This is a genomic window from Sphingobacterium corticibacter (assembly GCF_003076635.1).
Taxonomy (GTDB): domain Bacteria; phylum Bacteroidota; class Bacteroidia; order Sphingobacteriales; family Sphingobacteriaceae; genus Sphingobacterium; species Sphingobacterium corticibacter.
In genome coordinates this window covers 514,146-540,826 of the sequence record NZ_QDKG01000001.1, presented here as the reverse complement: position 1 = coordinate 540,826, position 26,681 = coordinate 514,146, and the positions used below count along the sequence as shown (strand labels likewise).

Annotated in this window: 17 protein-coding genes and 1 tRNA gene; 13 read left to right on the top strand and 5 right to left on the bottom strand. The window is 42.4% G+C overall.

Annotated features, from left to right (window positions below; genetic code table 11):
• The first annotated feature begins 184 nt into the window (after positions 1–184).
• The 9 genes from DC487_RS02340 to DC487_RS02300 all read left to right on the top strand — a co-directional run bounded on the left by DC487_RS02340 (position 185) and on the right by DC487_RS02300 (position 13,056).
• Positions 185–269: transfer RNA gene (locus tag DC487_RS02340), tRNA-Ser, on the top strand.
• Positions 270–851: 582 nt separating this feature from the next.
• Positions 852–1,406, top strand: coding sequence for an outer membrane beta-barrel protein (locus DC487_RS02335; RefSeq protein WP_116774339.1), 555 nt, complete (start codon positions 852–854; stop codon positions 1,404–1,406).
• Between the two features lie 200 nt (positions 1,407–1,606).
• The gene (locus DC487_RS02330; protein WP_116774338.1) at positions 1,607–2,536 is read left to right on the top strand and encodes a helix-turn-helix domain-containing protein; all 930 of its coding nucleotides are present in this window, start codon (positions 1,607–1,609) and stop codon (positions 2,534–2,536) included.
• 561 nt (positions 2,537–3,097) lie between these two features.
• Positions 3,098–3,694, top strand: coding sequence for an RNA polymerase sigma factor (locus DC487_RS02325; protein ID WP_116774337.1), 597 nt, complete (start codon positions 3,098–3,100; stop codon positions 3,692–3,694).
• 77 nt (positions 3,695–3,771) lie between these two features.
• Positions 3,772–4,923, top strand: a complete 1,152-nt coding sequence (locus DC487_RS02320; protein WP_116774336.1) for a FecR family protein — start codon at positions 3,772–3,774, stop codon at positions 4,921–4,923.
• Positions 4,924–5,008: 85 nt separating this feature from the next.
• Complete coding sequence (locus DC487_RS02315; RefSeq protein WP_116774335.1) at positions 5,009–8,617, top strand: SusC/RagA family TonB-linked outer membrane protein; 3,609 nt, start codon at positions 5,009–5,011, stop codon at positions 8,615–8,617.
• 10 nt (positions 8,618–8,627) lie between these two features.
• Positions 8,628–10,055: a RagB/SusD family nutrient uptake outer membrane protein gene (locus DC487_RS02310; protein ID WP_116774334.1), complete on the top strand. Its 1,428-nt coding sequence runs from the start codon at positions 8,628–8,630 to the stop codon at positions 10,053–10,055.
• Between the two features lie 3 nt (positions 10,056–10,058).
• Positions 10,059–12,500: a zinc-dependent metalloprotease gene (locus tag DC487_RS02305; RefSeq protein WP_207774291.1), complete on the top strand. Its 2,442-nt coding sequence runs from the start codon at positions 10,059–10,061 to the stop codon at positions 12,498–12,500.
• Between the two features lies 1 nt (position 12,501).
• Entirely contained in the window at positions 12,502–13,056 is a 555-nt protein-coding gene (locus tag DC487_RS02300; RefSeq protein ID WP_116774333.1) for a DUF3347 domain-containing protein, read from the top strand.
• A gap of 166 nt (positions 13,057–13,222) precedes the next feature.
• Here the strand turns inward: DC487_RS02300 and DC487_RS02295 are convergent, their stop codons facing one another.
• The 4 genes from DC487_RS02295 to DC487_RS02280 are packed head-to-tail and all read right to left on the bottom strand — an operon-like array spanning position 13,223 to position 16,148.
• Positions 13,223–13,627 carry a PepSY-like domain-containing protein gene (locus DC487_RS02295; RefSeq protein ID WP_165799001.1) on the bottom strand — a complete coding sequence of 135 codons (405 nt, stop codon included), beginning with the start codon at positions 13,625–13,627 and terminating at the stop codon, positions 13,223–13,225.
• Between the two features lie 54 nt (positions 13,628–13,681).
• Positions 13,682–14,134, bottom strand: coding sequence for a PepSY-like domain-containing protein (locus DC487_RS02290; protein ID WP_116774331.1), 453 nt, complete (start codon positions 14,132–14,134; stop codon positions 13,682–13,684).
• Between the two features lie 53 nt (positions 14,135–14,187).
• Positions 14,188–15,471 carry a sensor histidine kinase gene (locus DC487_RS02285; RefSeq protein WP_116774330.1) on the bottom strand — a complete coding sequence of 428 codons (1,284 nt, stop codon included), beginning with the start codon at positions 15,469–15,471 and terminating at the stop codon, positions 14,188–14,190.
• A 5-nt stretch (positions 15,472–15,476) separates the two neighbouring features.
• Positions 15,477–16,148 carry a response regulator transcription factor gene (locus tag DC487_RS02280; RefSeq protein WP_116774329.1) on the bottom strand — a complete coding sequence of 224 codons (672 nt, stop codon included), beginning with the start codon at positions 16,146–16,148 and terminating at the stop codon, positions 15,477–15,479.
• 215 nt (positions 16,149–16,363) lie between these two features.
• On the opposite strand from DC487_RS02280, the gene DC487_RS02275 reads away from it, so the two are divergent.
• Genes DC487_RS02275 through DC487_RS02260 form a run of 4 tightly spaced genes read left to right on the top strand, consistent with a single transcriptional unit; the run spans position 16,364 to position 25,431 of the window.
• Positions 16,364–21,676 carry a translocation/assembly module TamB domain-containing protein gene (locus DC487_RS02275; protein ID WP_116774328.1) on the top strand — a complete coding sequence of 1,771 codons (5,313 nt, stop codon included), beginning with the start codon at positions 16,364–16,366 and terminating at the stop codon, positions 21,674–21,676.
• Positions 21,666–23,951, top strand: coding sequence for a translocation and assembly module lipoprotein TamL (tamL, locus tag DC487_RS02270; protein ID WP_165799000.1), 2,286 nt, complete (start codon positions 21,666–21,668; stop codon positions 23,949–23,951). Before DC487_RS02275 ends, tamL begins: the two co-directional genes overlap by 11 nt.
• A gap of 57 nt (positions 23,952–24,008) precedes the next feature.
• Complete coding sequence (locus DC487_RS02265) at positions 24,009–24,947, top strand: malate dehydrogenase (RefSeq protein ID WP_116774326.1); 939 nt, start codon at positions 24,009–24,011, stop codon at positions 24,945–24,947.
• A 37-nt stretch (positions 24,948–24,984) separates the two neighbouring features.
• Positions 24,985–25,431: a retropepsin-like aspartic protease gene (locus tag DC487_RS02260; protein ID WP_116774325.1), complete on the top strand. Its 447-nt coding sequence runs from the start codon at positions 24,985–24,987 to the stop codon at positions 25,429–25,431.
• A 6-nt stretch (positions 25,432–25,437) separates the two neighbouring features.
• On the opposite strand, the gene DC487_RS02255 is transcribed toward DC487_RS02260, so the two are convergent.
• Positions 25,438–26,661, bottom strand: coding sequence for an MFS transporter (locus tag DC487_RS02255; RefSeq protein ID WP_116774324.1), 1,224 nt, complete (start codon positions 26,659–26,661; stop codon positions 25,438–25,440).
• Positions 26,662–26,681 lie beyond the last annotated feature (20 nt).

Here is a 26,681-nt window from a genome sequence, read left to right as displayed (position 1 = left end):
TACTTCATTTAAACAAGGATAAAGCTATTTTGTTGAAGCACAAAATTATTTACAATTCTAACACAAGACGTATTTAACTGCTATACAGCCCATTATTTCAACCTTACTCTAACAACCTGTTAGACACATCAACTATTTTAAAATTAAATTTTGCGAATCTGTTCAGAATTTCTACTTTTGTCGCGGAGAGTTGGCAGAGTGGTCGAATGCGGCAGTCTTGAAAACTGTTGACTGTCACAGGTCCGGGGGTTCGAATCCCTCACTCTCCGCTTAAAAATCCTTCATCGATAAGATGAAGGATTTTTTGCGTTATAAGGGTTCGAACAGAAGCGTTGGGCGGGGTTCGATTCTAGAAGGCTCAGGGTAGTGCGCGGGATCTAGAGCGGCTGAGCCAATCCGGAACGCTCCGCTTAAAAATCCTTCATCGATAAGATGAAGGATTTTTTGCGTTATAAGGGTTCGAACAGAAGCTTTGGTCGAGGTTCGATTCTAGAAGGCTTAAGGTCATGTGCGGGATGCTGAGCGGCTGAGCCAATCCGGAACGCTCCGCTTAAAAATCCTTCATCGATAAGATGAAGGATTTTTTGCGTTATAAGGGTTCGAACAGAAGCTTTGGGCGGGGTTCGATTCTAGAAGGCTCAGGGTAGTGTGCGGGATCTAGAGCGGCTGAGCCAATCCGCGAAACAATGCCTACTACCTCATTTTTTGTAGAAACCGTAATTTTGGTTGTGGATGCCGTATTTTGGGTATTGATCGACCTCAGCACTCCTCTTACTTTTGTATCATCATGTAGCGTAATTCAATAAAGTCGCTACAGAAATTGTTTAAATATTATATAAAAGTAAAGTGTTATGAAAAAAAATGTATTAAAAATTGGTTTCGCTGCATTGTTGGGTTTGTTTCTATCTAATTCCTTATCAGCTCAGGAACGTGAAAAAGTACGCTTGAGCGTTGGGCCAGAGGTAACCTTACCGGTAGGTAGTTTTTCTGATGCGTTCGACTGGAGCATAGGCGGTTCTATTCAAGCAGACTACGCTATATATAAAAATGATCTTTATGTAACTTTGAATGCTGGATACAACAACTATTTCGCTAAAGATTTCGCGGGTGTCTCTTTCAATGACCTACAGTTGATACCTGTAAAAGCAGGTTTAAAATACTTTGTTGCTAAGAATTTTTATGTGCACGGCGAGGCTGGAGCATCATTCGTAGCAAATAAAAGCGATGTAGGCGCAACCAAATCTACGGCCTTTGTATATGCTCCACAGATCGGATACCTATTCCCAGTTGGCGGTAAAAATTACATCGACGCTGGTGTACGTTTTGAAGGTACTACCAAGTTCACCGATCAAGGTTCATCCAATAATGTTTTGGGATTGCGCGTAGCATATAGTTTCGGTTTGTAAGAACATATTATCTTATTTAATCTTAACGGCTCTCCCCATGATGGGGAGAGTCGCTTTTTTATACACCGATTACCGAACTAAGCAAATGGGAAATTAATCTACTTGCACCAATCATATTATATTTCTGTGACTAACATCTTTTAACATTTGACTAATTTTGTTCATAAGTCAATTATCAGGTTTTAAGTCGGCGTCAAGCTATGCAGAATAATTCATTATTTAGAATACCAAAGTCGGAGAAAAATGACCGTAAAGACGTCATCTCTACTCATCAGGCGAGTTTACTTTCTTCTAGGTCGGGTGTACTTTCAAACGATTCCTTTACAGTAGAGTATCTTCGGGATGGTAAATCTACAATTACTGACGCCCCAGAAATGTACGTGCTGAGCATGGTTGTGCAAGGCGGTGCCCTGATTGATGGTAGTGATCAGTGGCTTGATATCAAAAACGGCAGTCTGCTTTGTTCCCTCGGAGGACTGCAATTGAAAGAGTGGACAGACGATTTTTCCTGTTTTGTCATCCATTTTAAGAAAGATTTTTTGGAAGAACTGTTGGCATTCGCACCTCCGATTGAGCATACGATTGAATCAAACTTTGAGCAACCTTTTGTTTTTTTGATGGCCGATAATGCTAAAAACCAAATTATTAGGCTCTTTGCCGATATCTACGAAGAGTATTATAGTGGAAAATATTTACGAACAAGTATGATAAAAGTGCTGTTGGTAGAGCTTGTACTAAAAATAGTGCGAGCCACCCAAATTGCGCCAGCGCAGATGGAACACGTAAAATCGCGTAAAGAATTGTTGGTTCAGGATTTTCAGCGCCGTGTAGACAAGCACTTTCTGACGATAAGGCGAGTCAATGAGTACGCCTCCATGCTGTTTGTATCGGCAAAGCATCTTAGTGAAAGCGTCAAAGAAGTTTTGGGCGTAACAGCCTTGCAAATCATACATGACCGTATTTCTAAGGAAGCCGAATACTGGCTTTCCAATACTACACTCAGCGTGAAGGAAATCGCCTACAAGTTAAATTTTGACAATAGCTCACACTTCAGCAGATTCTTCAAGCGCTCTGCAGGTATCAATCCTGGCCAATTTCAGCGTCACTTAAATGCAGCAGAATTGTGCTAATTGTATAGATACTTTATACTATCTTATTCATTCATTAATTGAGGCGATGCAGGTTGTTCTTTAATAGATTTGATGTACTAAATCTTACCGATGAATGGATTCGGATTGGGTATACATTCACCTTAGATAGGCGTCTACCTTGTCCGGTCCTAAAATAACTATACACTAAAACAACGTGTATGGCATTAGAAAAAGAAAGAATTAATTCAGTTAGACCGAACAAGCACCTCCCTTTTTAACGCTATAATAAGCTACTTTTCCCATCTCAGTTCCTGAATAGGAGACAAATTTTAGATAGCAAATAGCTTATATACAAGAAAGTACTTCTTTATATACTGGCAGCATATTATAACGCTGAACAATGAGAATTGACCAGATCTTGTTTACCCTCATAAAATGGCTTTTGAACATCGAGATGAGATGATAAATTCCTACTATAGTACACTTCTCAAGAGTTAAAAACCTGTGTTAAAACACGGTTTATTATTTAAAATCTAATAATCAATGCCTTATATTTGTACGATTATCGCATCTACCCAGCGAATTAGTTTAAATTATTAAATGTCTTACACAGAGCAAAAAGAGGAAGTTTATCAGTCCATCCTACGACTTACGCAGGGAGATCAACTAGCTTTCACGGACATTTATAACGTGTACAGCCGCAAGCTTTTTTTGCATATCTTAACTATTACCAAAGACAAAGACACGGCCGAAGGACTGTTGCAGGATGTCTTTATGAAGGTATGGGACAATAGATCTTCAATAGATCCAGATCAATCCTTCCAAGCTTGGCTATACACGATTGCCAGAAATACGGTGTACAGTTATTTTAGACAAGTTGCCAAAGACCAAAAATTGCAACAACAGCTTTACCATCACTTCGACGAACTGTATGAGGTCGAAATGGATGGCAACTTGCAAGACAAGCAAGAAGAGCTACTTGGGCGTGCGCTCGCAACACTATCTGAAAGAAGACGACAGGTATTTCAGCTTTGTAAGATCGAACGCAAAAGCTACGAAGAGGCCGCGGTGTTGCTGGGAATATCTACGTCTACCGTTAGCAATTTAATGGTCAAAGCAAACCAAGAGATTAGAAAATTCATTCAGGAGCACTACGGTGAAATTCTCCTTTTTATCATCGCCTGCCACATCAAATAAAATAATTGTTAAAAAATCTTTAATTTTTTTATTCCTATCGTAGTGTTTCCTCTCCCCTGTTGCGTATTTATTAATATATGTCCAGTAAAATTACCGATATCTATCTGCGTTATCTTGACGAAAAAGCTAGCAGAGCTGAACTAGATACACTATTTCAATACTTCGAAGAAGCGAGTCAAGAAGACTTAGAAGCGCTGATTGAACTTGGGTTCAATAATCAGCCACAAACAGTTCGTGATCTTGAAATCGACGCTAGTTTGAACAGAGTACATACGCGATTATTAGCGTACCAGGGTTCCTCGAAGCCAAGAGTAATGAGATGGAGAACCGTTGGCTTTTCAATTGCCGCGTCGATACTCATCATCTTTGGTATTTTTCATTTTTTGACCAAACCAAAGCTCCAAGACTTAAAAGATGTAAACCCGCCAACGGCAAGCTTATTAATCAAAGATGCAAAAGGAACGACGTACAGCGTAACCGATCAAAAAGATTCGGTCTGGACAACCGAGAACATCATCTATCAGCTGGTAGATAGTCAGACTTTACGTTTATCACTAGCGAAAAATAGCGTAAAGCCTGTTGAGCAAACATTCTATACCGAGCGCTCCGATTTTAAGTTTGTGTTGGAAGATGGTTCCACCATTACGCTTAATGCACACTCATCGCTAAAACTTCCTATTCCATTCGACAGCAAGGAAAGAAAAGTGGAGCTTGTAGGAGAAGGATATTTTGACATCGCTCATGACGCATCTAGACCTTTCAAAGTGTGGGCAAGCAACAATCTGATTGAAGTGCTAGGGACACAATTCAACATTAGAAACTATCCGGAAGACCAAGCCGTAACGACTTCTTTAATAAAAGGAAGTATTGCGCTCAGCGAACATGGAGGCACCGAGCGTATCATTTTATCTCCTGGCCAGAAAGCAATCAGCGATGCCTCGGGCATCAATGTACTTGGAAGCGGCACCAAACAAGCTACCGCTTGGACGACCCGCTATTTCGCCTACGAAGATGGCGAGCTATCAACCATCCTCTCCGATCTGGGTCGTTGGTACAATGTAGATATTGATACCCAAAGTACACCAGCGGAAAAACGTATCTATATGAAAATCAATAAAGACAAGAAACTATCCGAGGTACTGAAACTCTTGGGCGCCACGAGCAACTTGAGTTTTACACTGGTAGACGGTAAGATCCACACCGATACGACCGGACTTGAAAAATATTAAAGAAGAGCAAACCGACAAACATTAATCTACGGAGTACCCATGCTCCACACCCAACTACTTAACACAACTTAATTAACTACACAACATGATTAACCAAACAAAACAAAAAAGCGTCTGTAGTCATCGACGTCGCTATTTTGTTGCATTGATCTTTCTGGCCTGTTTCTTAAAACAGCTGCCAACTTATGCCCAAAAGGTGAACTTACAGTTTAAAAACAAACCTGTAAAAGACGTTATCCAACAGATTTCAGAACAGTACGGTTATGAATTTATTTTCGATGCCGAATTGCTACGCAACAGCAAACCTATCAGCACGAATCTTCAAAAGGTGGATATCAACGATGCTTTATCTGTCTTATTTCAAAATCAACCCTTTGAATATCAGATTGATCAAAAGCGTATCCTGCTTAAGCCTGCTCCCAAAAGTTTGCAACAAGAATATACGGTACACGGTCGCATCATTGATAGTCTGGGTAAAGCTATTCCGGGCGTTACCGTGCACAGGCAAGAACTCGCTTCGCAAACCATATCCAACGAAAACGGCGAGTTTACCATTCGAGCCAACACACGCGATGCCATCCTCTATTTTCACCATGTGTCGTACGATATGCGGAGCATGACAACCAATGAAACCATGGACGAAAGACAGATATCAGTAATTCTATCTTTGAAAAAGTCGATGCTCAATGAAGTCATGATAACGGGTTATCAGAAGATTAGCAAAGAGCGTAGCACAGGTTCGTATACGTATGTAGACAATGAACAGCTCAACAAGAACCTCAACGTCGATCTTCTCTCTGCGTTAGAGGGTCAAGTATCTGGATTAATGTATCGAAAAAATGTAAATGGTGCCGATGCTGACCAACCCATCCTGCGTGGTGTGGCTACCTATTCGCCAAATGTCGGCACTGCCCCATTGATCGTTATTGATGATCTTCCGACTTCCTTTACCCTTTCTGATATCAATCCATATGATGTAGAGTCGATCACCGTATTGAAAGATGCGGCGGCCGCATCCATCTACGGTGCTCGCGCAGCGAACGGTGTTATTGTTGTCACAACAAAACGCGGGAAAGGACAAGGGGTGAGAATCAGTGCCAATGCTGACTTTTTTACCACGCAAAAACCAGACATTTCAAAAATGAATTATGCTAGCACTTCGGAGATGATCGATTTTGAGCAGGATCTTTTCGCACGTGATCTAGCATTAGCCAACGGCAATTTTACAACGCTTTTCAACAAATACGGTAATATCGGAAGCAGCATAAAGTATTTCTCGCCGTTGTACGACCTTAATCGTAATCTCAATCTTGGCAACATTAGTACAGCGGAATACGATCAGACCATCGCTCAATGGAGAAACAACGATTATTATCAGCAATATAGTGATCAAGTATGGCAAAACGAGAGCCGCCAGCGTTACAACACCAGTATTTCGCACGCTTCGAATAGAAGCAACACCTTTGTTTCTTTCAATTATGATCGCTCGAATGCACGTGTAAAAAACAATCAAGACCAGCGCTTCACGCTGAATATGAGATCTTCTTTTAATTTAAACAAATGGCTTACTGCCTCGATCGGTCTAAATGGACTTTATTCTGCAGGTCAACAAACCGAAGGCGAATACAACGAAATGCTTCTTCAGGAAAGATATGCTCGAATAATTGATGAGAATGGCAATAGAATTATCAGCCCTTACGTAGATCTTGCAAGTAGTCTTTCGGGAGGCGGAGTCGTCAATGGCGCTATCGTTGATGCCATTGCAAGCAATCCGAACCTTAAAAGTACGGGATTCAATATCTTGGATGCGCTGGATGAAGGAATTACTAACGGAAACTCACTAGGCCTACGCGCTTTTACTAACTGGAAAGCAGACATCTACAAAGGTCTTTCGTATCAAGTTCAGTTTTCATATGAGCTGAACCAGTCAGAAAGAAATAGTTTTTACGATCAAGATGACTACATGATGCGCATGTCGCACAATAGCTTGGTATCTTTGAATAGTACAACAGGAAACTACACCGCAAACCTACCTGCAGGCAGTCGATTCAGTCAGTTTAGCCAGAAAAATTTCAACTACAACTTTCGACAACAGCTCAATTACGACAGATCTTTTGGCAGCAGAGGCCAACATCAAGTGGTCGGATTAGCGGGCTTCGAAATGCGCCAAACTAAAAAACCTGTAAGTATACAACAGTTACTGTATGGCTATAACAGAACGACATTATCTTCCATAAACATCAACTGGCTAGATGCTATTGAAAATGGTTTCGAAAGCTACCTATATGGTGGCCGAATCAGAATGAGCAATCCAGCTTTTGCTTCACTATCAAGTACCTTGCACCGCTATACATCGGCCTATGCCAACGGTGGATATACGTACGACGGGAGATACAACTTGACGGGAAGTATCCGTGTAGATCAAACCGATCTTTTTGGCGTAGATCCTAAATACAAATACCGCCCACTATGGTCTCTAGGAGCAGGATGGAACGTGAGTAACGAAGCATTCATGAAAGATATCACTTGGGTCGATGCCTTAAAAGCCCGTGCAACCTACGGTATCATGGGCAATGTGGATCAAAACACGACGCCATATTCGACCGCGCGATGGAGATCAGATCGATTATACACCGCTTTGCAATACTTAGAAATTGGAGAATTACCTAATCCGAAATTGCGTTGGGAGAAAACAGCCACATGGAATATGGGTGTGGATTATGCCTTATTTAACAATCGCCTAACCGGCAGTATTGATTATTACAATCGCTACAGTACGGATCTGTTAATCACTACAGCCTTAGATCCTACTGTCGGAGCTACATCACGTATGCTAAATGCGGGTTCACTGCGCAATAAAGGTATAGAGTTCAACATCAGCAGTACTTGGTTTAAAAACGAGAACTGGCGTTTTAACTCAGGATTTGTTTTCGCGCATAACACCAATACCGTAGAAAAAGTAACCACCGCGGCATCAACGGCAGGTTCCTACGTCTCTGCCCCTACCAGCTACTTCTTTGAAGGACAAGCACTCAACTCGTTAATGGCCTACCGTTATGCAGGCATGACCAATGGCTACCCTTCATTCTACGACGAAAAAGGCGAAGTCAACATGACTTTTGATGAAAATGGTATACCAACGAGCGTAAGAGGGATCAACTCGGCAGATGCGCTGGTCAATATGGGTTCTTTGACTCCAAAATACCACGGTTCATTTACTCAACGAATCAGCTACAAATCATTCGATCTTTCTACCATGTTTGTTTTCTCTGGAGGCAACAAATTGAGGTTGGATGTGATCGATATCAACAGTGACGACCTGACCAATGAGAAATTGGTCAATCGTTGGTCCGACGGTACTACGGCAGATTATCCGCGCCTCTTAGTAGACTACCCGCAAGACAAGGTCACGTATTCGAACACCTTAGGCACATTATGGAGAAACGCTGATATACACGTGCGCAGTGCGGACTATATTAAGCTTCGAAATGTAGCACTGAGCTACAACCTGCCACACGCACTGGTAAATCGTGCTGGTTTAGGATCCGCCAAACTGACTGCCCAAATCAATAATCTATGGTATTGGAGTGCAGCAGGTGATGGTATTGATCCAGAAACTTATTCTTTGAATGGAGGTTCGCGTAGTCTCCCTATGCCCAAAACTCTTTTATTCGGCTTTTCTGTAAACTTCTAAACGAACCATCATGACAATCAAACATATAGCATTGGCCGTTGCAGGCTTACTGGGCCTCACGAGCTGCGACAAATACCTTGATATTACGCCAACCGGATCGCAATTGGTAGAAACTACACAAGATTTCTATGAATTGGTCGCTTGGCCCAATAGAGGATATCCGATCAACAACTTCCAATACTTGGTAGATGATCAATGGCTGAAAGAATCCAACGTCATCGGCGTTGCCGCCAATATGAATACGATCAACTTCCTTTTTCAGGACGATGCCGATCGGGTACGTCGTATAGCGAGTTCGTCTATGTACAACCAGACTTACAAGTACATTGGCCAGTGGAACAATATCATTTCGCTCGTCGATGAAAGTACGGGCGACGCAGATTTAAAGCAGCTCGCCAAGGCTGAAGCGAAAGTGTTTCGCGCTTTCGATCATTTTCTCCTAATCAATGTGTATGCAAAAGCATACGATGCTACTACCGCAGCAACCGACGGCGGTATCGCCATCATGGATAAGTATGATTTGGAAGCTGTGCCTACCAAATCTACGGTACAACAAGTTTACGACTTTATCCAAAAGGATATCGACGAAGCCATCCCTTACCTTCAGGAAAAACCGGGTAATGTGTACCATCCTTCCTTAGCCTTTGCTTGGGCTTTCAAAGCTAAAGTCCATCTCTTTAAGCGTGAAATTACACAAGCTAAGGAAGCTGCATTAAAGGCATTGACTTACAATGATAAACTTTTTGATTTAGTTGATCTGGCGAGCAAAGGAGGACCAACTGTGCTCAACGTACCAGCGGCTAACAATCCAGAAGTTTTAAGTTATCAATACATCACAGGATACAACGAAATGAACTTTGGCTACAACTATATCATTAGCCCAGAATTAACTTCAATGTTTAAATCTGCTGATGATAAACGCTTTACTCTATTTTTCAACACGACTAACAATAGCTTACAAGATGCTGCCGCTGGCACTTCCTACTACGTCATGACTTATACCCGATTTTTCTACCCAACGGTTGGGATGAAAACGCCGGAACTATATCTCATGCTGGCCGAATGCTATGCGCGTGAAGACAATTATCAGCAAGCTGTTGACATGTTGAATACACTTCGAAAAACACGGATAGCTGGAAGTGACGCTGTATTGACGGCACCTAACACCAGAAAAGAAACCATGGATTTGGTGATCAACGAGCGACGTAAGGAATTGCCATTCGGATACCATCGTTTTTTTGACTTGAAGCGTCTGAATATTGAGCCAGAATACGCCAAAACAGTCGTCCGCAAATTCCCAATCGTAAGCACTGCAGTACCTCAGGAAACGTACACCTTGGAGCCAAACTCTCGGATGTATATCATCCCATTTCCATTAGATGTAATGGAAAAAAACCCAAATATTAGATTGAACACCAATGAAGTTGTTCCCTTTTAAAATATGATGAAAAACAATACGATGACGATCAAAAAACTGTTTACCATTTTAACCCTCGGATTTTCGATCACCGGCGCTTCGGCATTCAGCCTACGTGCCGATAGCACCGAAAAAACTAAGAACGATTACGAAAAAATCATCAAAAAATCGACCTTACAGCGTGAAGGTGTGCTGAACGTGTATGAATCGGAAAAGAAATGGTATCTTGAAATACCAGACACCTTACTCAATCGCTATTTCTTAACCGTGACCAGACTTATCGCCACACCTTCGGGATTTAGCATGTATGGCGGTGAGAAACTCAATGAACAGACGATTTACTTCGAAAAAGGGAATGCTGGACGCATTTTCTTGCGATCAGTAGATTACCGCCAAGATGCGGCGGAAGATGATGCCATCTTTCAAGCTTTGGAAAAGTCGAGCCAGCACCCTATTATCAGCGCGCTTGATATCAAAGGAAGCAATGAGCAAAAAAACACGTATCTGGTAGATGCGACCGATCTCTTCAAGAAAGACAATCCTGTCCTATCCCTTGCCAATAGCATTAAGACCGAGAATAAGTTGGGATCGTTGGCAGATGATCGATCATTTATAATCGATATGCGCAGCTACCCGATTAACTTAGAGGTACAGACTGCAAAGACCTATTCCACTTCTTCTCCTTCTGTAGCGGTTGGTTCGCAAACGTTCACGATAAACACGTCGATGGTTCTCTTGCCAAAAACTCCTATGCAGAAGCGTTTGTCGGATTCACGCGTGGGCTACTTCGCGAATAAGTTTATCTTATTTGCTGATGCGAAGCAAGGAAGCAAGGCCTATAATTTTATCCAACGCTATCGCCTAGAACCGCAGGAAAAAGATTTAGCACATTACCGTCGCGGAGAATTGGTAGAACCAAAACAGCCGATCGTTTATTACATTGACCCAGCAACACCAAAAAAATGGCGCCCGTATCTTATTGCTGGAGTGAACGACTGGAATAAAGCCTTTGAACAGGCTGGTTTCAAGAATGCTATTGTAGGAAAAGAATGGCCTGAGAGCGATACAACGATGAGCTTAGAGGATGCGCGCTTCTCCGTTATTCGCTACTTTGCATCTGAGAAAGCAAACGCCTATGGACCTAGAATCTCAGATCCGAGAAGTGGCGAAATTATCGAAAGCCACGTAGGCTGGTACCACAATGTGATGAAGCTCTTGCAACAGTGGTTTATGGTGCAGGTGGGCCCGTTGGATAAACGTGCTCAAAAAATGGAATTGGATGATGAGGTGATGGGCGAATTGATTCGCTTTGTCTCTTCTCACGAAGTAGGTCACAGTCTAGGTCTTCGGCACAATATGGGCTCTAGCAGCCAAACTCCTGTAGAAAAATTGCGGGATAAAGCTTGGGTAGAAAAACACGGACATACGGTATCCATTATGGACTATGCACGATTCAACTACGTGGCACAACCCGAAGACAATATAGGTCTTGCCGGAATCTACCCACGCATTGGTATGTACGATACGTGGGCAATCCAATGGGGATATCAATATCTACCCCAATTCGCAGATGCATTCTTGGAGCAGGATTTCCTGATCAAACAGACAACTGATAGTCTTAAAAGCAATCCCAAACTATGGTTTGGTGGCGAAGGAAACGGAATAGATCCACGTAGTCAAAAGGAAGATATTGGCGATGATTCGATGTTGGCAAGCAGCTACGGCCTAAAAAACTTGAAACGAGTTGTAGATAATCTGGTGGAATGGACGGCGACACCTAATGACGATTATACGAACCTTAAAGACATGCACAAGGCGGTTCGCTCACAGTTCAATCGCTACTTGTACCACGTATTGAAAAATATTGGCAGCGTATACGAAACAGAAAAAAATAGAAATGATGCCGGTGCCGTTTATTCAACCGTACCACGTGCTAAAGTCAAATCTGCAGTCGCGTATGTAAATGAAAACGTGTTTACACCACCAATGTGGCTCTATCCGCAGGATATACAACAGTATATTAATAAGGATGCCGATAAGGAAATTTTGGATCAGCAAGAGCAGATGTTAAATATGCTTTTGAGTCCGGGGATGCTGCACAACTTATACCTAAAATCATTGTCAGCAGAAGTTGCGTACCCACTAGAAGAATACTTAGCAGATATCACTTCTGGGGTGTGGACGCCTACCGTGACCGACGCGCGCGTAAATGCCATCAAGCGCAGCCAACAGCGCTATTATATGGAAAAACTAGATCAATTGATCAATCCCAAAGGTAGTAAAGACAATGCCGTCATTGGGCAAGCTGAAAGAAGTGATATACAGCTTTATGCCATGAATCAATTAATCTCATTGCAACGCACCTTACAAAAAAGAGCTACGAGTAGCAAAGCTGCAATTGATAAACAGCATTATGAGAAAATGCTGAACGAAACTAGACGTATCCAACAAAATAAAAATAAGTAATATGAACTTAAGAGAACAAAAACGAGGGCTAATGATATTTGCCGTCTTATCCATGTTTATTTTCTGCCGCTGCGCCACTGCGCAGCCCGCAGATCCAGATTTCGCACAGCGTCAGCAGGTCTTGGCAAGCTATCTCGCCACTAAAGATGCGCTAGCATCGAACGACATTAATAAGCTTCACCAACAAGCAGAAGCTTTCCAAGCAGTCGTAAAGAACATGCGATTGAAAGGCTTACAATTTGAAGATATGGCAAGGCTCAAGAAAGTGCGGGATTCCATTGGGCAGGGAGCGGCGGCATTACAAAGCATTTCCAACATTCCTGATTCTAAAGCAATCGTGTCCGAGATGGGAACTCAGATGTGGTCTTTCGTTGAAAAAATGAAATTTGCAGAAGATCCGATTTACTTGCAGTATTGTCCTATGGAAGAAGCGTATTGGTTGAGTAACGAAAAGCAGGTTTTCAACCCGTTCTCGCCCACTATCATGCCTAAGTGCGGCTCTGTTGTCAAAGGCTTGACCGAAGAGCATTACGTCGTAGAAGATTGCTGTCATTAATCGGGAGTACTAGCTTATCAGAATTACATAAACACAAAAACCTTGGCTAGGCAGCCAAGGTTTTTGTGTAATATCAACGTATCTTCTTAAAAGTTGGCCCGCAAGCCGTTTGATCAAGAAGATGAAAAAGACTTTCTATTTCCCAGGTAGTAAGCCAACAGATGGATTAATCCATCCGTTTAAAAGTACCGTTAGCATCGAAGACTAAATCAAATCCGTTGGTCAATTCCACGTCGAATTCATTTCTGTCTTTTTCAATACTCGCAATTTTTGCATCGGGGTACTTTTCATTGACATAAGATACAATTGGCGCTAAGATAAATGTTTCTGGAATCGCTGTATTGTTGCTTCCGTCAACCTCTGTCCAATCACCGTTTTTATCAAAAACAATCTCCGTTCCGTCGCTCAAGTAAACCGTGTATTCCCGACCGGACAAACCTTCTTTTTCCTTTTTGACATGCGATACTTTTGCTTTCGCAAAATGTGTAGTCAAGAAAGTGTTGGCCGCGACAGGCAAATCTGCCGATTGAATCGTTTCCTCTTTGTCGCAAGATAGGAAAGCCACTGCCATTGTTAACAGAACCAAAGTGTTTAAGACTGCATTTTTCATTTGTGTAGTGTAGAGTTATTGTTGCTTAATTTTTATAAATTCTCCTTTGTTATTAAATTCTAATTGTAATCCGTTAGATATCGCTACGTGATATCTATGTTTATTTCTTTTCATTCTCACCACCTCCGTTCTCGGAAAACTACGCGCAACGTAAGCTCGCACATCGGCTGGTATCAGATTGAATGGAAGAGCAGCTCTTTTGCCATCCACCTCTTTCCAATTCCCCGACTCATCAAATGCGATCCGTTTTCCATCTCTCAATATCACGCGGTACACATTACTTTCAAACCACGATTGTACATCCTCACTCACTGAGGCGACATCTATACGGGCGTAATGCGCATTCAAAAAGTCTTTCGCTTTTTGCGGCAATTTAGCAACGGAGCTATTCTTGTCCTGACCGGATGCTCCGGCGGCACTTAGTACGAGTATCAGAAATCCAAAAAAAGAAATATGACGCCTTCTCATGCTCTGTGCTAAATCTTATTAGGAACAAAGATGAGGGCGTATTTAGGAAAGATTTAGGAATTTGTAAAAGAAATTAAAAAAACATGAAAATTATTTTCAAAATGGTACGTTACCCCACCACCAGGGGTGATCTGCAGGATTGACCATACCAACGAAAGCCCCAATCCGTTGGATTGTATGCTATCGGTACCTTTATAAAAGCGGTTAAATATGTAGTTTTCTGGCAAGGCTCCGAGATTAGTACTATTAGCGATTTGCCAGCTATTTGAATGAATGGCAATACGAATCTTGCCATCAGATTCCGTATAACGTATCGCATTACGAATCAGATTTGACAAGGCCATAGCCAGTAGATCTCGATTGCCCTTTACGTCTAAGGCCGCGTTATAATCTACATTCACTTGAATTCCCTTATGCTCCGCAATATCTTGAAAGTTGCCAAGTAGCTCATCAGTCAAAGCATTTATCGAAATCAGTTCGTTCTGCACAAACTGCCGATTTTCGATACGCGACAAAAACAATAGCGATCGATTGAGATCGATTAACCTTTTTAGCGACGCTTTGGTATCTGCTAACTTGGCCATCACGCCAGATGGCACTTCTTCATCTTCTAATATTAAATCCAGCTTATTAACTGCAATAGCCAACGGTGTTTGCAATTCATGGGAAGCGTTTTCAATGAACAATTTCTGATCGGCAAACACGGCTGCATTTCGCGCTACCATCGATGTGATGTGTTGATGCAGATTTTGGAACTCCAATACATTGGTATCTACTGGTGCGATGGCTGTCGTCTTCCCGACTTGATAATCGTTCAGATCTTTTAGTATTATCTTAAAAGGACGCAAAGCACGCGTGAAGATATATTCTTTGAGCAGATAAATGCTCAAAATCATCACAATATACAATACCAATAAAGCGGTAGAAAGGTCAATAATTAAATCATCTCGCTCCACCGTGGATGCCCGAATTTCCAGTAAGTAGGTGTTCTTATCAGGCCCGTAAAACATTGTCGTTAGTAAGCGATACGGCTCGTCTTCGTCATCATAAGGCATATAAAAGAATTCATTCGAAAACCGATTTTTTTCGTCAAACACCGTATCGGCCAGTGGGGTAATGCGAAACTCATTGACACCATACTCGCGTAATTCCAAGACAGATGGATCTTCGTAAACAGCTCGTAAAATATTGATCTTCTGGTTGCGTAAACCATCGTCTGCATTATCATATACCTCATCTAGTATATACGCATAAAAAAGTAGCGCCCATACGGTCATGACTGCAAAGATGGCAATCATTACATAGCGCATCGTATATTGTTTGATAGAGACTGCCATGATCGTTATACCAATTTATAGCCTACACCATATACAGCTTGAATATCTACTTCGGCATCATAGTCACGCAGTTTTTTACGTAGATTTTTTATTTGCGAATAAATGAAGTTAAGGCTATCAGCCTGGTCTACCGCATCTCCCCAAATCGATTCGGCCAATAGTGCTTTCTGCACCAACTTTTCTGGACGGATGATAAAGTAATATAGCACGTCGAACTCTTTGCGATTCAGCTGTAACACATTACCATCAACCAATACACTGCGATCATCCGGAACCAAAACAACATTTTTATAAGTTACACGATTATCAACATGATTATTGTGCCTTCGCACGGCTGATTTGATACGTGCTAGCAATTCAGCCAAGTGAAAAGGCTTGGGAAGATAGTCATCTGCGCCAAGATTCAATCCCTCTACTTTATCATCAATAGATCCTTTCGCAGAAATAATCACTACCGGTGTACTATCTCCACGCTCTCGTAAAGATTGCAACAATTTCATACCACTACCATCAGGCAGAGTGATATCCAACAAAATGCAAGCGTATTGGTACAAAGACATTTTTTCCAATCCTTCCGAAAAATTGGCGGCCACTTCGAGAAGAAAACCTTCTTTCGATAAGAACTCAACCATTAGTTGTTGCAGTTCGATTTCATCTTCTACGATCAATATCTTCATAATATGTATGCTAAGGCCAATATATTTCTTTTTCTGTACAAAAAAAGGAACGACATTTGTACGAAAGAAATCAACTGCAAAAATTATGCTGCAATTTCAGTTTTAAGATCTGATCGCACTGCGCTGATAATTTTGTGGCACAACTTTAACACTCGGGCAAACATAAGAGCCTACCGGGTGTTTATAAAGTAATATTAACGATATATACGCTCATTTTGAATAGATTTGGAAAAATCGCGCTGAAGACTCTCCTATGGATCATCGGTTCTGTTATCTTCTTAGCTCTACTAATTATTGTATTAATACGGATTCCTTCTGTACAGAATTTTGTTGTTGGTAAAGTCACCAATTATGTGGAAGGCAAAATCGGAACACCGGTACGTATAGGTTACATCAACATTGCTTTTCCCAAGAAGCTTGTTTTAGAGAATATTTACGTCGAAGATCAATCGCAAGACACCTTGCTTTCTGGAGAAAGTATACTAGTAGACATCAATATGTGGCGCTTGCTAGATAACACGGTGGAGCTTCAAGAATTGGAAGTAAAGGGAGTCACGGCAAAGATTAATCGCACACTACCGGATAGCACATTCAATTTCGATTATATTGTCAATGCCTTTGCTTCACCAGAAACACAGCCCAAACAAGAAGAAACCGAATCAACGATGGTGTTTGATTTAGATAAAGTACTTTTTGAGCGTATACGCTTTGTGTATGATGATCAAGTAATAGGCACAAATGCAGACCTCAACCTGCAACATTTTAGTACAAACATTAAGAAATTCGACCTCACAGGTGATATGGCTTTTGCGATGTCAACTATCAATTTAGATGGTGTGCAGGCCAAAGTGCGGCAATGGGCAGTAGCCGATAGTACAGAAGCGCCAAGTGCTACAGACTTCGGTATCGAGACCGCTGACACCACCGCAACGGCAGCGATGCCGGCATTAGATATTAAAACGATTAATCTCAGTAATATTCACATCAAGTACGATGATGAAGCTTCGGGCATGGATACCAAATTTGATCTACGAAAACTCATCGCCAATATAGAGGAAATGGATCTCAATAAGGAGATCGTACGCATCAAAGACGTCACTTTAGAGGAATCCGATTCCTATGTTTTGTTTGGAAAAGTCGACGCGCCAGTTTCTGCTGCTACCGTGCAAGATACGAGTACAGCCGAAGCACAGCCTATGAATTGGGTGGTAAGTTTGGGCAAGTTGAATGTGGAAAAAACAAACTTCTGGTTCAAAGACGAAAATCAACCACGAACAAAAGGTTTGGACTTTTTCAATATGCGGTTATCCAACTTTGAAACCGATTTGCAGGATTTGTACTATTCGGCAGATTCTATTTCTGGATCGCTGAAAAACTTAACAGTAAAAGATCACTCTGGATTCTTCCTAAAGCAAGTAAAAGCAGATTTTGCCTACCACAATACGGGCGCGATGATTGAAAACCTGTATGTTGAAACATCCAAGAGTTTGATTCGCGATTATGTGAAGGTGAGTTATCCATCGCTCGATGCCCTTTCCGAAGATCTAAGTAAAATACAGATCGAAGCCAATATTAAGAAAAGTCATATCGACATGAGCGACCTGCGCTTCTTAGCTCCAGATCTGGAGAAAGAAGAAAGCATGAAGCCACTATTGGCGCAGAAGTTTTATATCGACGGACGCGTGCACGGATTTGTGAATGATTTATATATTCCAAATTTCGAATTCAAAACATTGGATAATACCCACATGCTGGCCAAAGCCCACATTAAAGGTTTGCCAGATGTCGAGAAACTATACGTGGATTTAGATTTACGGAAGTTCACCACTGGCCGAAGAGATATCGAACGATTGGTCGCCAAATCGATGCTGCCGGACAGCATCCAATTGCCGAATGCCATAAGTTTAACCGGAAAATTCAAAGGCGGAATGACAGCCTTTGCCACCAATATGGATCTCATCACCGAGCAGGGTAATGCGAGCGTCAATGGAAACATGAGTATGGCTCGCGATACTACTTATGATCTTCGTGTGGCCATCAATGATTTAAACATTGGCCAAATCTTGGGTCAAGACTCTGTGCTCGGCATTATCGCCGCAGATGCACATATAAAAGGTACCGGATTAGATCCAAAAACCATGCTTGCACAAGTGCGGGGAACGGTAAACCGAGCTGATGCGATGGGCTACTCCTACCGCGATATTACCATGGATCTGGAAGCCAACCGAGGAGATATTCGTGGTAATATCAACAGTCCAGATCCCAACGTACGATTTGATCTAGATTTGGATGCGAATATGCACGATACCTATCCGCGCCTTACAGCAACGCTGATGATTGACAGCGTGAATCTGCAGAATCTTAAATTAATGGACGATGATTTCCGTTATCACGGAAAGGTGGTGGCCGATTTTGAAACATTGGATATCGACTATTTGAATGGTTCACTGAAAGTATTGAATTCGAATATAGCGCACAATGCGGATCGCTATTATTTAGATACGCTTGCCTTAACCGCGTCCACTACTGCTGAAAGAAGCAGAATATTATTCAATTCCGAATTTTTAAATGCTCACTTGGTAGGTAATTACCGATTATCTGAACTAGGGACTTCGATTCAGGATATTGTACGCGTTTATTACAATCCAACCAATGTGGTCGATACCACTTCTTACTCTCCACAGCGATTCGAGTTTAGTGCTCGGGTCAATCATTCTCGCATCATTCGCGAACTCGTGCCAGATCTAGAAGAAATGCGCGACATTACGTTAGATGGAACATTCGACAGCGAAACTAAGACGTTGATTGCCAAATTACTGGCACCAAAGCTCATCTACTCCGGTACAGAAGTAGAAAATGTCGGAGCTGATATCATTACCGTTGACAGCACTTTGTATTATAATGCGTTGATCAACAGAATTAGCGTGAGTAGCATCGAATTGATCAATACCATCATTAGTGGTGATGTAGCAGACAACAATCTCAACTTTGGCTTGTGGATTCGAGACAAAGAAAGCAAACCACAGTATCATCTGGGTGCCAAGATGTCGGCAGGCAATAACAACTACATCCTGAGTATGTTAGAGGATGGCTTAATGCTCAACTATGATACGTGGAATGTACGACCTAACAACCAAATCGCATTTGGTGATGCGGGTGTGTTGGTACGCGACTTTGTATTGAATCATGCTGGACAAGAACTTTCTGTACAATCACAAGATTCAACCTACAACTCGCCAATTGCCTTAAATTTCAATAACTTCCGAATCGAAACTATCAGTAGAATGGTCGATTCAGAATCATTAGATGTAGGCGGTGGTATCAACGGTACTGCTACCGTATCTCGTTTAGAAAGCAACCCAGTTTTTATATCCGACCTCATGATTAATGCATTCAGTTTTGCGAAACAAGAAGTGGGCGATATCAGCATCAAAGTGAATAACGAGACGCAGAATACTTTTGCTGCAGATGTGGCTATCACGGGTAATGGCAATGAAGTACAGTTGTTAGGCACATTTATGTCTCCGCCCGAAGGCGATGCACAGATTAATGCTAGCCTCGAGTTCAAACCGATGATGATGAAAACGCTGGAAGCATTTAGTTTTGGTAATCTGAAAGATACCGAAGGAAATATCTCTGGTAAGATCGACATTGCAGGTACTACGGCAGCACCTCGCATCACGGGCGGTTTGACATTCAATAACAGTAAAATGAATGTCGCGATGTTAAATTCGACGATGTTGATTAACAACCAAACCATTTCATTCAACAACCAAGGGGTACAATTCAAGCAATTTGAAATTCGTGATGCGAAAAATAATGCCGCTCGCATCAATGGTAGCGTTCGCACCACCGACTACAGCGACTTTGCTTTCAATCTTAGTCTAAACATGGACGACTTCGAAGCCATGAATTCGACTATGGAAGACAATGACATGTTTTACGGAAAAATGTATCTAACCACTGCCCTTAAGGTGACGGGCGACATGAACAGCCCGCGCGTAGATGGTAGTATCCGTACGAATGACAAAACAGACTTTTACTTTGTCGTACCCAATGAAAATCCCGGCGTTGCAGAGCGTGATGGTGTAGTGAAATTTGTAGATCGTAGCGATAGCACCAGTAGAAATATCTTTGCAAGACTAGATTCGTTGACGACTGCTCCAACTGCGCTGACAGGTATGAATATCAGTTTGAAGCTGCAAACGGACCCCGAAGCTCGGTTCACCGTAGTATTAGATCCAGGCACCAAAGATGAATTACATATTCAAGGTGTTGCTAACTTAACCGCAGGTATCGATGCCAGCGAAAAGATTACCATGTCTGGAACGTACACCATCGAAAAAGGTGAATACACGGTACCACTTGGACCGCTGTCGCGTCAGTTTACTTTTCAAAAAGGAAGTGTCATTACTTGGGGTGGCGATCCATTGGACGCGAATATGAATATCACTGCGGTATATCGCAATCGATTCCCTACCCTCGAGTTAGTGCAGTCGCAAGTACAGCTACAATCGCAGAATTTATATCGCCAGCGTATACCATTCAATGTATTACTAAAACTATCTGGCGCCTTATTTACGCCAGATCTAGCATTCGATATCCAATTAGATGAAAATACATCTATGGTGCCACAAGATGTGACCAATAATGTGAATATCGCATTGGCCAATATGCGCAACGATCCAGCAGAGTTGAACAAACAAGTTTTCTCTTTGATCGCATTAGGTAGATTCATGGCGGCGAATCCTTTCGAAAGTTTATCTGGTGGTGGCGGTGTAGAAGGAATGGCTCGCAGTACGGTGAGTAATTTCTTGACCGGACAATTGAACAATTTAACTTCTGATTTGATCCGCGGAGTAGATATTGACTTCAACCTACAATCTGAGCAAGATTATTTAACAGGAAGTGCGCAAAACCGTACCGATTTGAATGTCGGTATATCCAGAGCCTTATTTGATGATCGCATCAAAGTGACTGTCGGATCTAACTTTGAAGTGGAGGGAAATAGCCGTCCAGGCGAGAAAGCGTCGAATATCGCAGGTGACGTGTCTATCGAAGGACGCATTTCGCCGGATGGTCGTTACATCGGGCGCGTATTCCGCAAGAATCAGTACCAACCAACACTACAAGGTCAATTTGTAGAGACAGGCATTGGTTTGGTGGCCAACATCACCTACGACAGGTTTAGAGAGATCTTTATGAGCTCACGCGCTATAGACAATTATTACAATAGCGACAGCAAGAATTTCCGTAGACGATTTGATGTGGATCGAATGGATACCGATTCAGTATACCGCGATAGCGTACGCCACGTGATACAAGATAGTTTAGAACGCTCGCAATCTCGAAGAAGACGTGGACAAGATTCTACGGAACGTAGACCCGAAGCTAGACGCGATAGCTTAAGTGTAAATGGCGTGACCAACTTCAATGCAAGACCACGCACCAAACAAGATTCAGTCAAGAGAAAAGAAAATACCGCCATAAGAAATGAGGAAGAAGAAAGGGAGTCTAATGAAAAGTAATCACTTTGTATTTGCTGGTGCACTGCTTTTAATAATAGCAAGCTGCAACACCACGAAGCATATCGCGGATGGAGAGCATCTTTTCGAAGAGGCGACCGTAAATATTAAAAACGATACCTTAGACAAAGACCGCAAGAAGCTTTTTGAAAGTCGATTGCAAAGTTTTGTACGCCCCGAGCCGACTTCCAACTTTAAAGTAGCCTTGTGGAATATGGGCGGCGGACCGGATACCACGGTCGGATTTATCAAACGTTGGATCAAAAAACAGGGTAAGCCGCCTGTCTTGTTAAGTGAAGTGAATCAAGAATATAATGAGAACTTACTACGTAATCGTTTAGAGAACTTCGGCTTTTTTCAAGCCAACGTAACCTCTGATACGATCATCGACGGTAAAAAGGCTACGGTGCAATTCGATGCCGTTGCGGGCCCAGGTTATAAAATCAAGGATGTCGTATTTGATGTAGACACGACCAAAACTTGGGGGCAAGACATCGCAAGCTCGCAAGGAAATACCTTATTACGCCGTGGCAACAATTATAATCTCGACGTCGTCATTAGCGAGCGCGAGCGGATAGATGTCGACATGAAGAACAAAGGATACTATTATTTCAATGCAGATCACTTGCTATTGGATGTAGATAGTACTGTAGGTACGCATCAGGTCGATATGTACATGACGGTAAAGCCAGAAACGCCACAGCGCGCCAAAGAACCACAAAAGATTGGTAAAATCGTCGTTTTCCCGAACTACACACAGTCGGCAGATGGTTATTCACGACGTATTCCTAGAGGAACCGAAGCCTACGAAGGTGAGTATTACATTCATGATCCCGACAATAAGTTCAGAAAGAAAGTACTCGCTAATCACCTATTTTTCCACAAAGGAGAGCTGTATAACCGTGAAGATCATAACATGACGATCAATCACTTGGTCAATATGAATACCTTTCAGTTCGTAAAAAATGATTTTGTCGATAGTAAAGATTCGGCCAACACGATGGACGTATATTATTACCTCACGCCCATGAAACCTCGCACGCTACGTACCGAGTTGATTGCCAAAACAGCGACCGTATACGACGGTATCGAGGGAAATGTAAACTGGAGTCTCAAAAATGCTTTTAAAGGTTTTGAAACGCTTACATTGACTGCATTTGCAGGTTTTGAAACCCAACGCGGCGGTGGAGTTGCACTGAACTCTAATTATATCCGCTATGGTGCCGAAGCATCGATCAGTTGGCCAAGGCTGCTGTCGCCGTACAAATGGGCGCCATCACGCAAATACATTCCGCGCACCTTCGCCAGTGTGCGTTACGAGTTTCTGGATCGCCGTACAGCCTACACGTTAAACTCCATGACGTTTAACTTCGGGTATTCTTGGAAGGAAAACGAACGTAAAGTGCACGATCTTACCGTAGCCGAAATCATCTACGCACAACCAAGAAATGTGACACAAGCTTATCGCGACCAGATAGACCAGTTCCCGACGTTGGGACATATCATTGAGCCGCAATTCTCTTTCGGTCCAAATTACGTATTTACTTTCCAAAACAATATGGAAGATCGTACGCATACTTACTTTGTACGTAGTGCCTTGAATACATCCGGAAATGTTTTGGGCTTAATACAAGGAGCAGATGCCTCGGCAGATAATCCACAATACTTATTTGGTACACGCTATGCGCAATTCGTACGTGGTGAAGCAGATTTCAGACATTATTGGAAATTAGGACCAAATTCTACTTTCGTTACCCGCGCCATGATTGGTGCCAGTCACTCGTATGGTAATACGAGACAATTACCCTACTTAAAGCAATTCTTCTCTGGTGGCCCCAATGGCATGCGTGCCTTCCGCGCGCGTTCTGTAGGACCAGGTTTGACGAATTTGGCTGACTTAAATATTGAAGACTTTTTTGCCGATCAAACGGGTGATTTTAAGTTAGAATTGAATGCGGAATACCGTGGAACTATTTCTGGCATGTTCAAGTGGGCGGCGTTTGTTGATGCCGGGAACGTGTGGTTGCAGCGGGCAGATGCCAGTAGACCTGGCGCAGAAATCACCACCAAATTTTACGAGCAATTAGCTGTCGGTGGTGGTTTAGGTTTGCGCGTGGATATCGACTTTTTAGTGATACGTACCGACTTTGCGATTCCATTTCGCGTGCCCTATGTACAGGAAAGCAATGGTTGGGTATTCAACCAAATCGACTTTGGTAGCCGCGAATGGAGAAGTAAAAACTTGGTATTCAATTTGGCCATTGGTTACCCATTCTAATAGTCGTACTTGTAGGTTATTTTTTGTAACTTTAAATGAATCAATAATCCACGAGACATGAAAGTAACTGTAGTTGGTGCAGGAGCCGTAGGTGCGACTACTGCTGATAATATCATCAGAAGAAACATTGCCGAAGAAGTAATTTTGCTAGACATCAAGAAGGGTTTTGCCGAAGGCAAAGCGCAGGATATGTCGCAGACCGCAGCATTATTAGGCTTCGAATCCAAGATCACCGGTGTCACGAACGATTACAGTGCTACAGCGGGTTCTTCGGTGGCTGTTATTACCTCTGGTATTCCTCGCAAACCGGGCATGACGCGAGAAGAACTGATTGGCACAAATGCCAACATCGTAAAAACCGTCGTAGAAAACTTAGTTAAACATTCTCCAGATATTATCATACTGATTGTGTCCAATCCGATGGATACGATGACTTACTTGGCATTGAAAAGCAGCGGACTACCAAAAAATAGAATTATTGGTATGGGTGGCGCGTTGGATTCTGCCCGTTTCAAATATCAGATTGGACAAAAATTAAACGCTGCCGCAACAGATTTAAACGCGATCGTGATTGGCGGCCATGGCGATACCACCATGATTCCATTGATCCAACATGCGACTTGGAATAGTGTACGCGTAAGCGAGCTTTTGTCTGACGATGAACAGGCCGACATTGTACAAAAAACCATGGTGGGCGGAGCTACATTGACCAGTTTAATTGGTACTTCGGCTTGGTATGCCCCTGGTGCTGCTGCTGCCGCAATGGTAGAAAGCATTGTACGCAATCAAGGAAAGCTGTTCACCGCTTCGGTTTATCTAGAAGGAGAATTCGGACACGAAGATATCGCACTAGGCGTACCAGTCATCATCAACAACAAAGGTTGGGATCGTATCGTGCCGATGTCGCTATCAGAAGATGAAAAAGAGCTATTGAATAAAAGTGCTGATGCAGTTCGTAAGATGAATCAGGTGCTATCCGACGAAGGCATCATTTAACAGCAAATACTCCGGATTCGCTTAATCATCACAATACATGACGAAAATACCATTGGAAATCATCCAACTACAACCGGATGGTTTCCATACCCTAGTTGAGATCCAACTTTTAGACAGAACCTTTAAAATGGTGGTTGACACCGGCGCTTCGAAAACCGTTTTGGACAAAACGACCCTGTTAGAATCTGGAATAGCTGAATCCCAACTCAACCTTACTGATGTACTATCTACTGGGCTAGGAACGAATGCGATGGAAAGCTTTTTTGTACATATTCCAGAAGTAAAAATCGGCGACTGGCAAATCAAAAAGTTTGATTTTGCGGTATTAGATTTGAGCTCTATCAATTACGCATACCGTAAAATGAATTTAGAGCCCGTTATAGGCGTTCTGGGCGGTGATATATTACACACCTATGGTGCTGTGATTAATTACAAAACGGCGAGCTTACAGCTCACCAATCGCAAACGCAAGCTCAACAAATAACCACTACTAAATCCGTTTGAAAAGTCGGCGCTTGATATGCAGACGGAGATATAAATAAAACCCTAAGGAAATCAAGACCGCACAGCTGCCCATCAGATACAGGGTGGATTTGAGCCCAGCCACCTCCGCTATACTTCCGATCAGTAAACTACCAATTGGATAAATACCTTGAAACGCCATTATGTAATATGACATGGCTCGGGCGCGGTAAGCCGGCATAGCGTGCGTTTGGATGTAGGTATTGATAGAAGAGTTTTGCATCATCATACCAAATGCCACACAGGCGGTGAATGCCAATGCCGAGGGTAGATAATGTGCATAAGCCAGCAGTAACAGCGCGACACCCATAATGCCGGCAGAAAACATGACGCGATAACGCAAATTCTCACCAGACTTTAGCCGAGCCATATTCACAGCGCCAATCATAGCGCCAAGCCCAGCCATACTTTCAAACCAAGAGAAAGTAGCTTCATCGCCATGAAAAAGCTCACGCGCTACCGCAGGTAGTAAGGAAGTATACGGTATAACTAATAAACTGGAACAGGTCAAGACAATCACCAACGAGGCGATATGTGGTGATCGCTTGAGGTAGTCAAATCCTTCGACCAATCCACGCCATGTGCTTTCCTTCTTGGTCGTCACCGGCCTCTCAGTTACATTCATCAACATTAGACAGATAATAACCGGAATAAAGCTCAAAAAATTAACACCAAAACACACCAATTCTCCATAAGTACTGAGTAAAATACCTCCAATGGCGGGCCCTACCATACGTGCCGCATTGAATATCGAGGAATTCAAGGCAATGGCATTGGGTAAGTCTTTTTTATCATCCACTAAGGAAACCATGAGCGATTGCCTACCCAATACATCAAATGCATTGATCACACCTTGCATAAAGCCCAAAATCGATAGCAACAATACCGATTCGAGCCCCAAGAAGACTAATAATGTCAATAAGCCTGCCTGCAACATTAAACCAAACTGTGTCTTTCGGACAAGACCATATTTCTTCCTTTTATCGATAAAAGATCCAATAAATGGAGAAAGGAACAGCGAGGGCGACAGTGAGATAAAAGAAACAAACCCCAGCCAGAAAACTGAATTAGTGAGCGAATAAACCATCCAACTGATAGCTACCCGCTGCATCCACGTACCCATCAGCGAAATGGCTTGTCCGATAACGTGTAATCTAAAATTGGGGTATTGCAGCGATCTAAAAATATTCATCGATCAAGATAAGCTTCGAA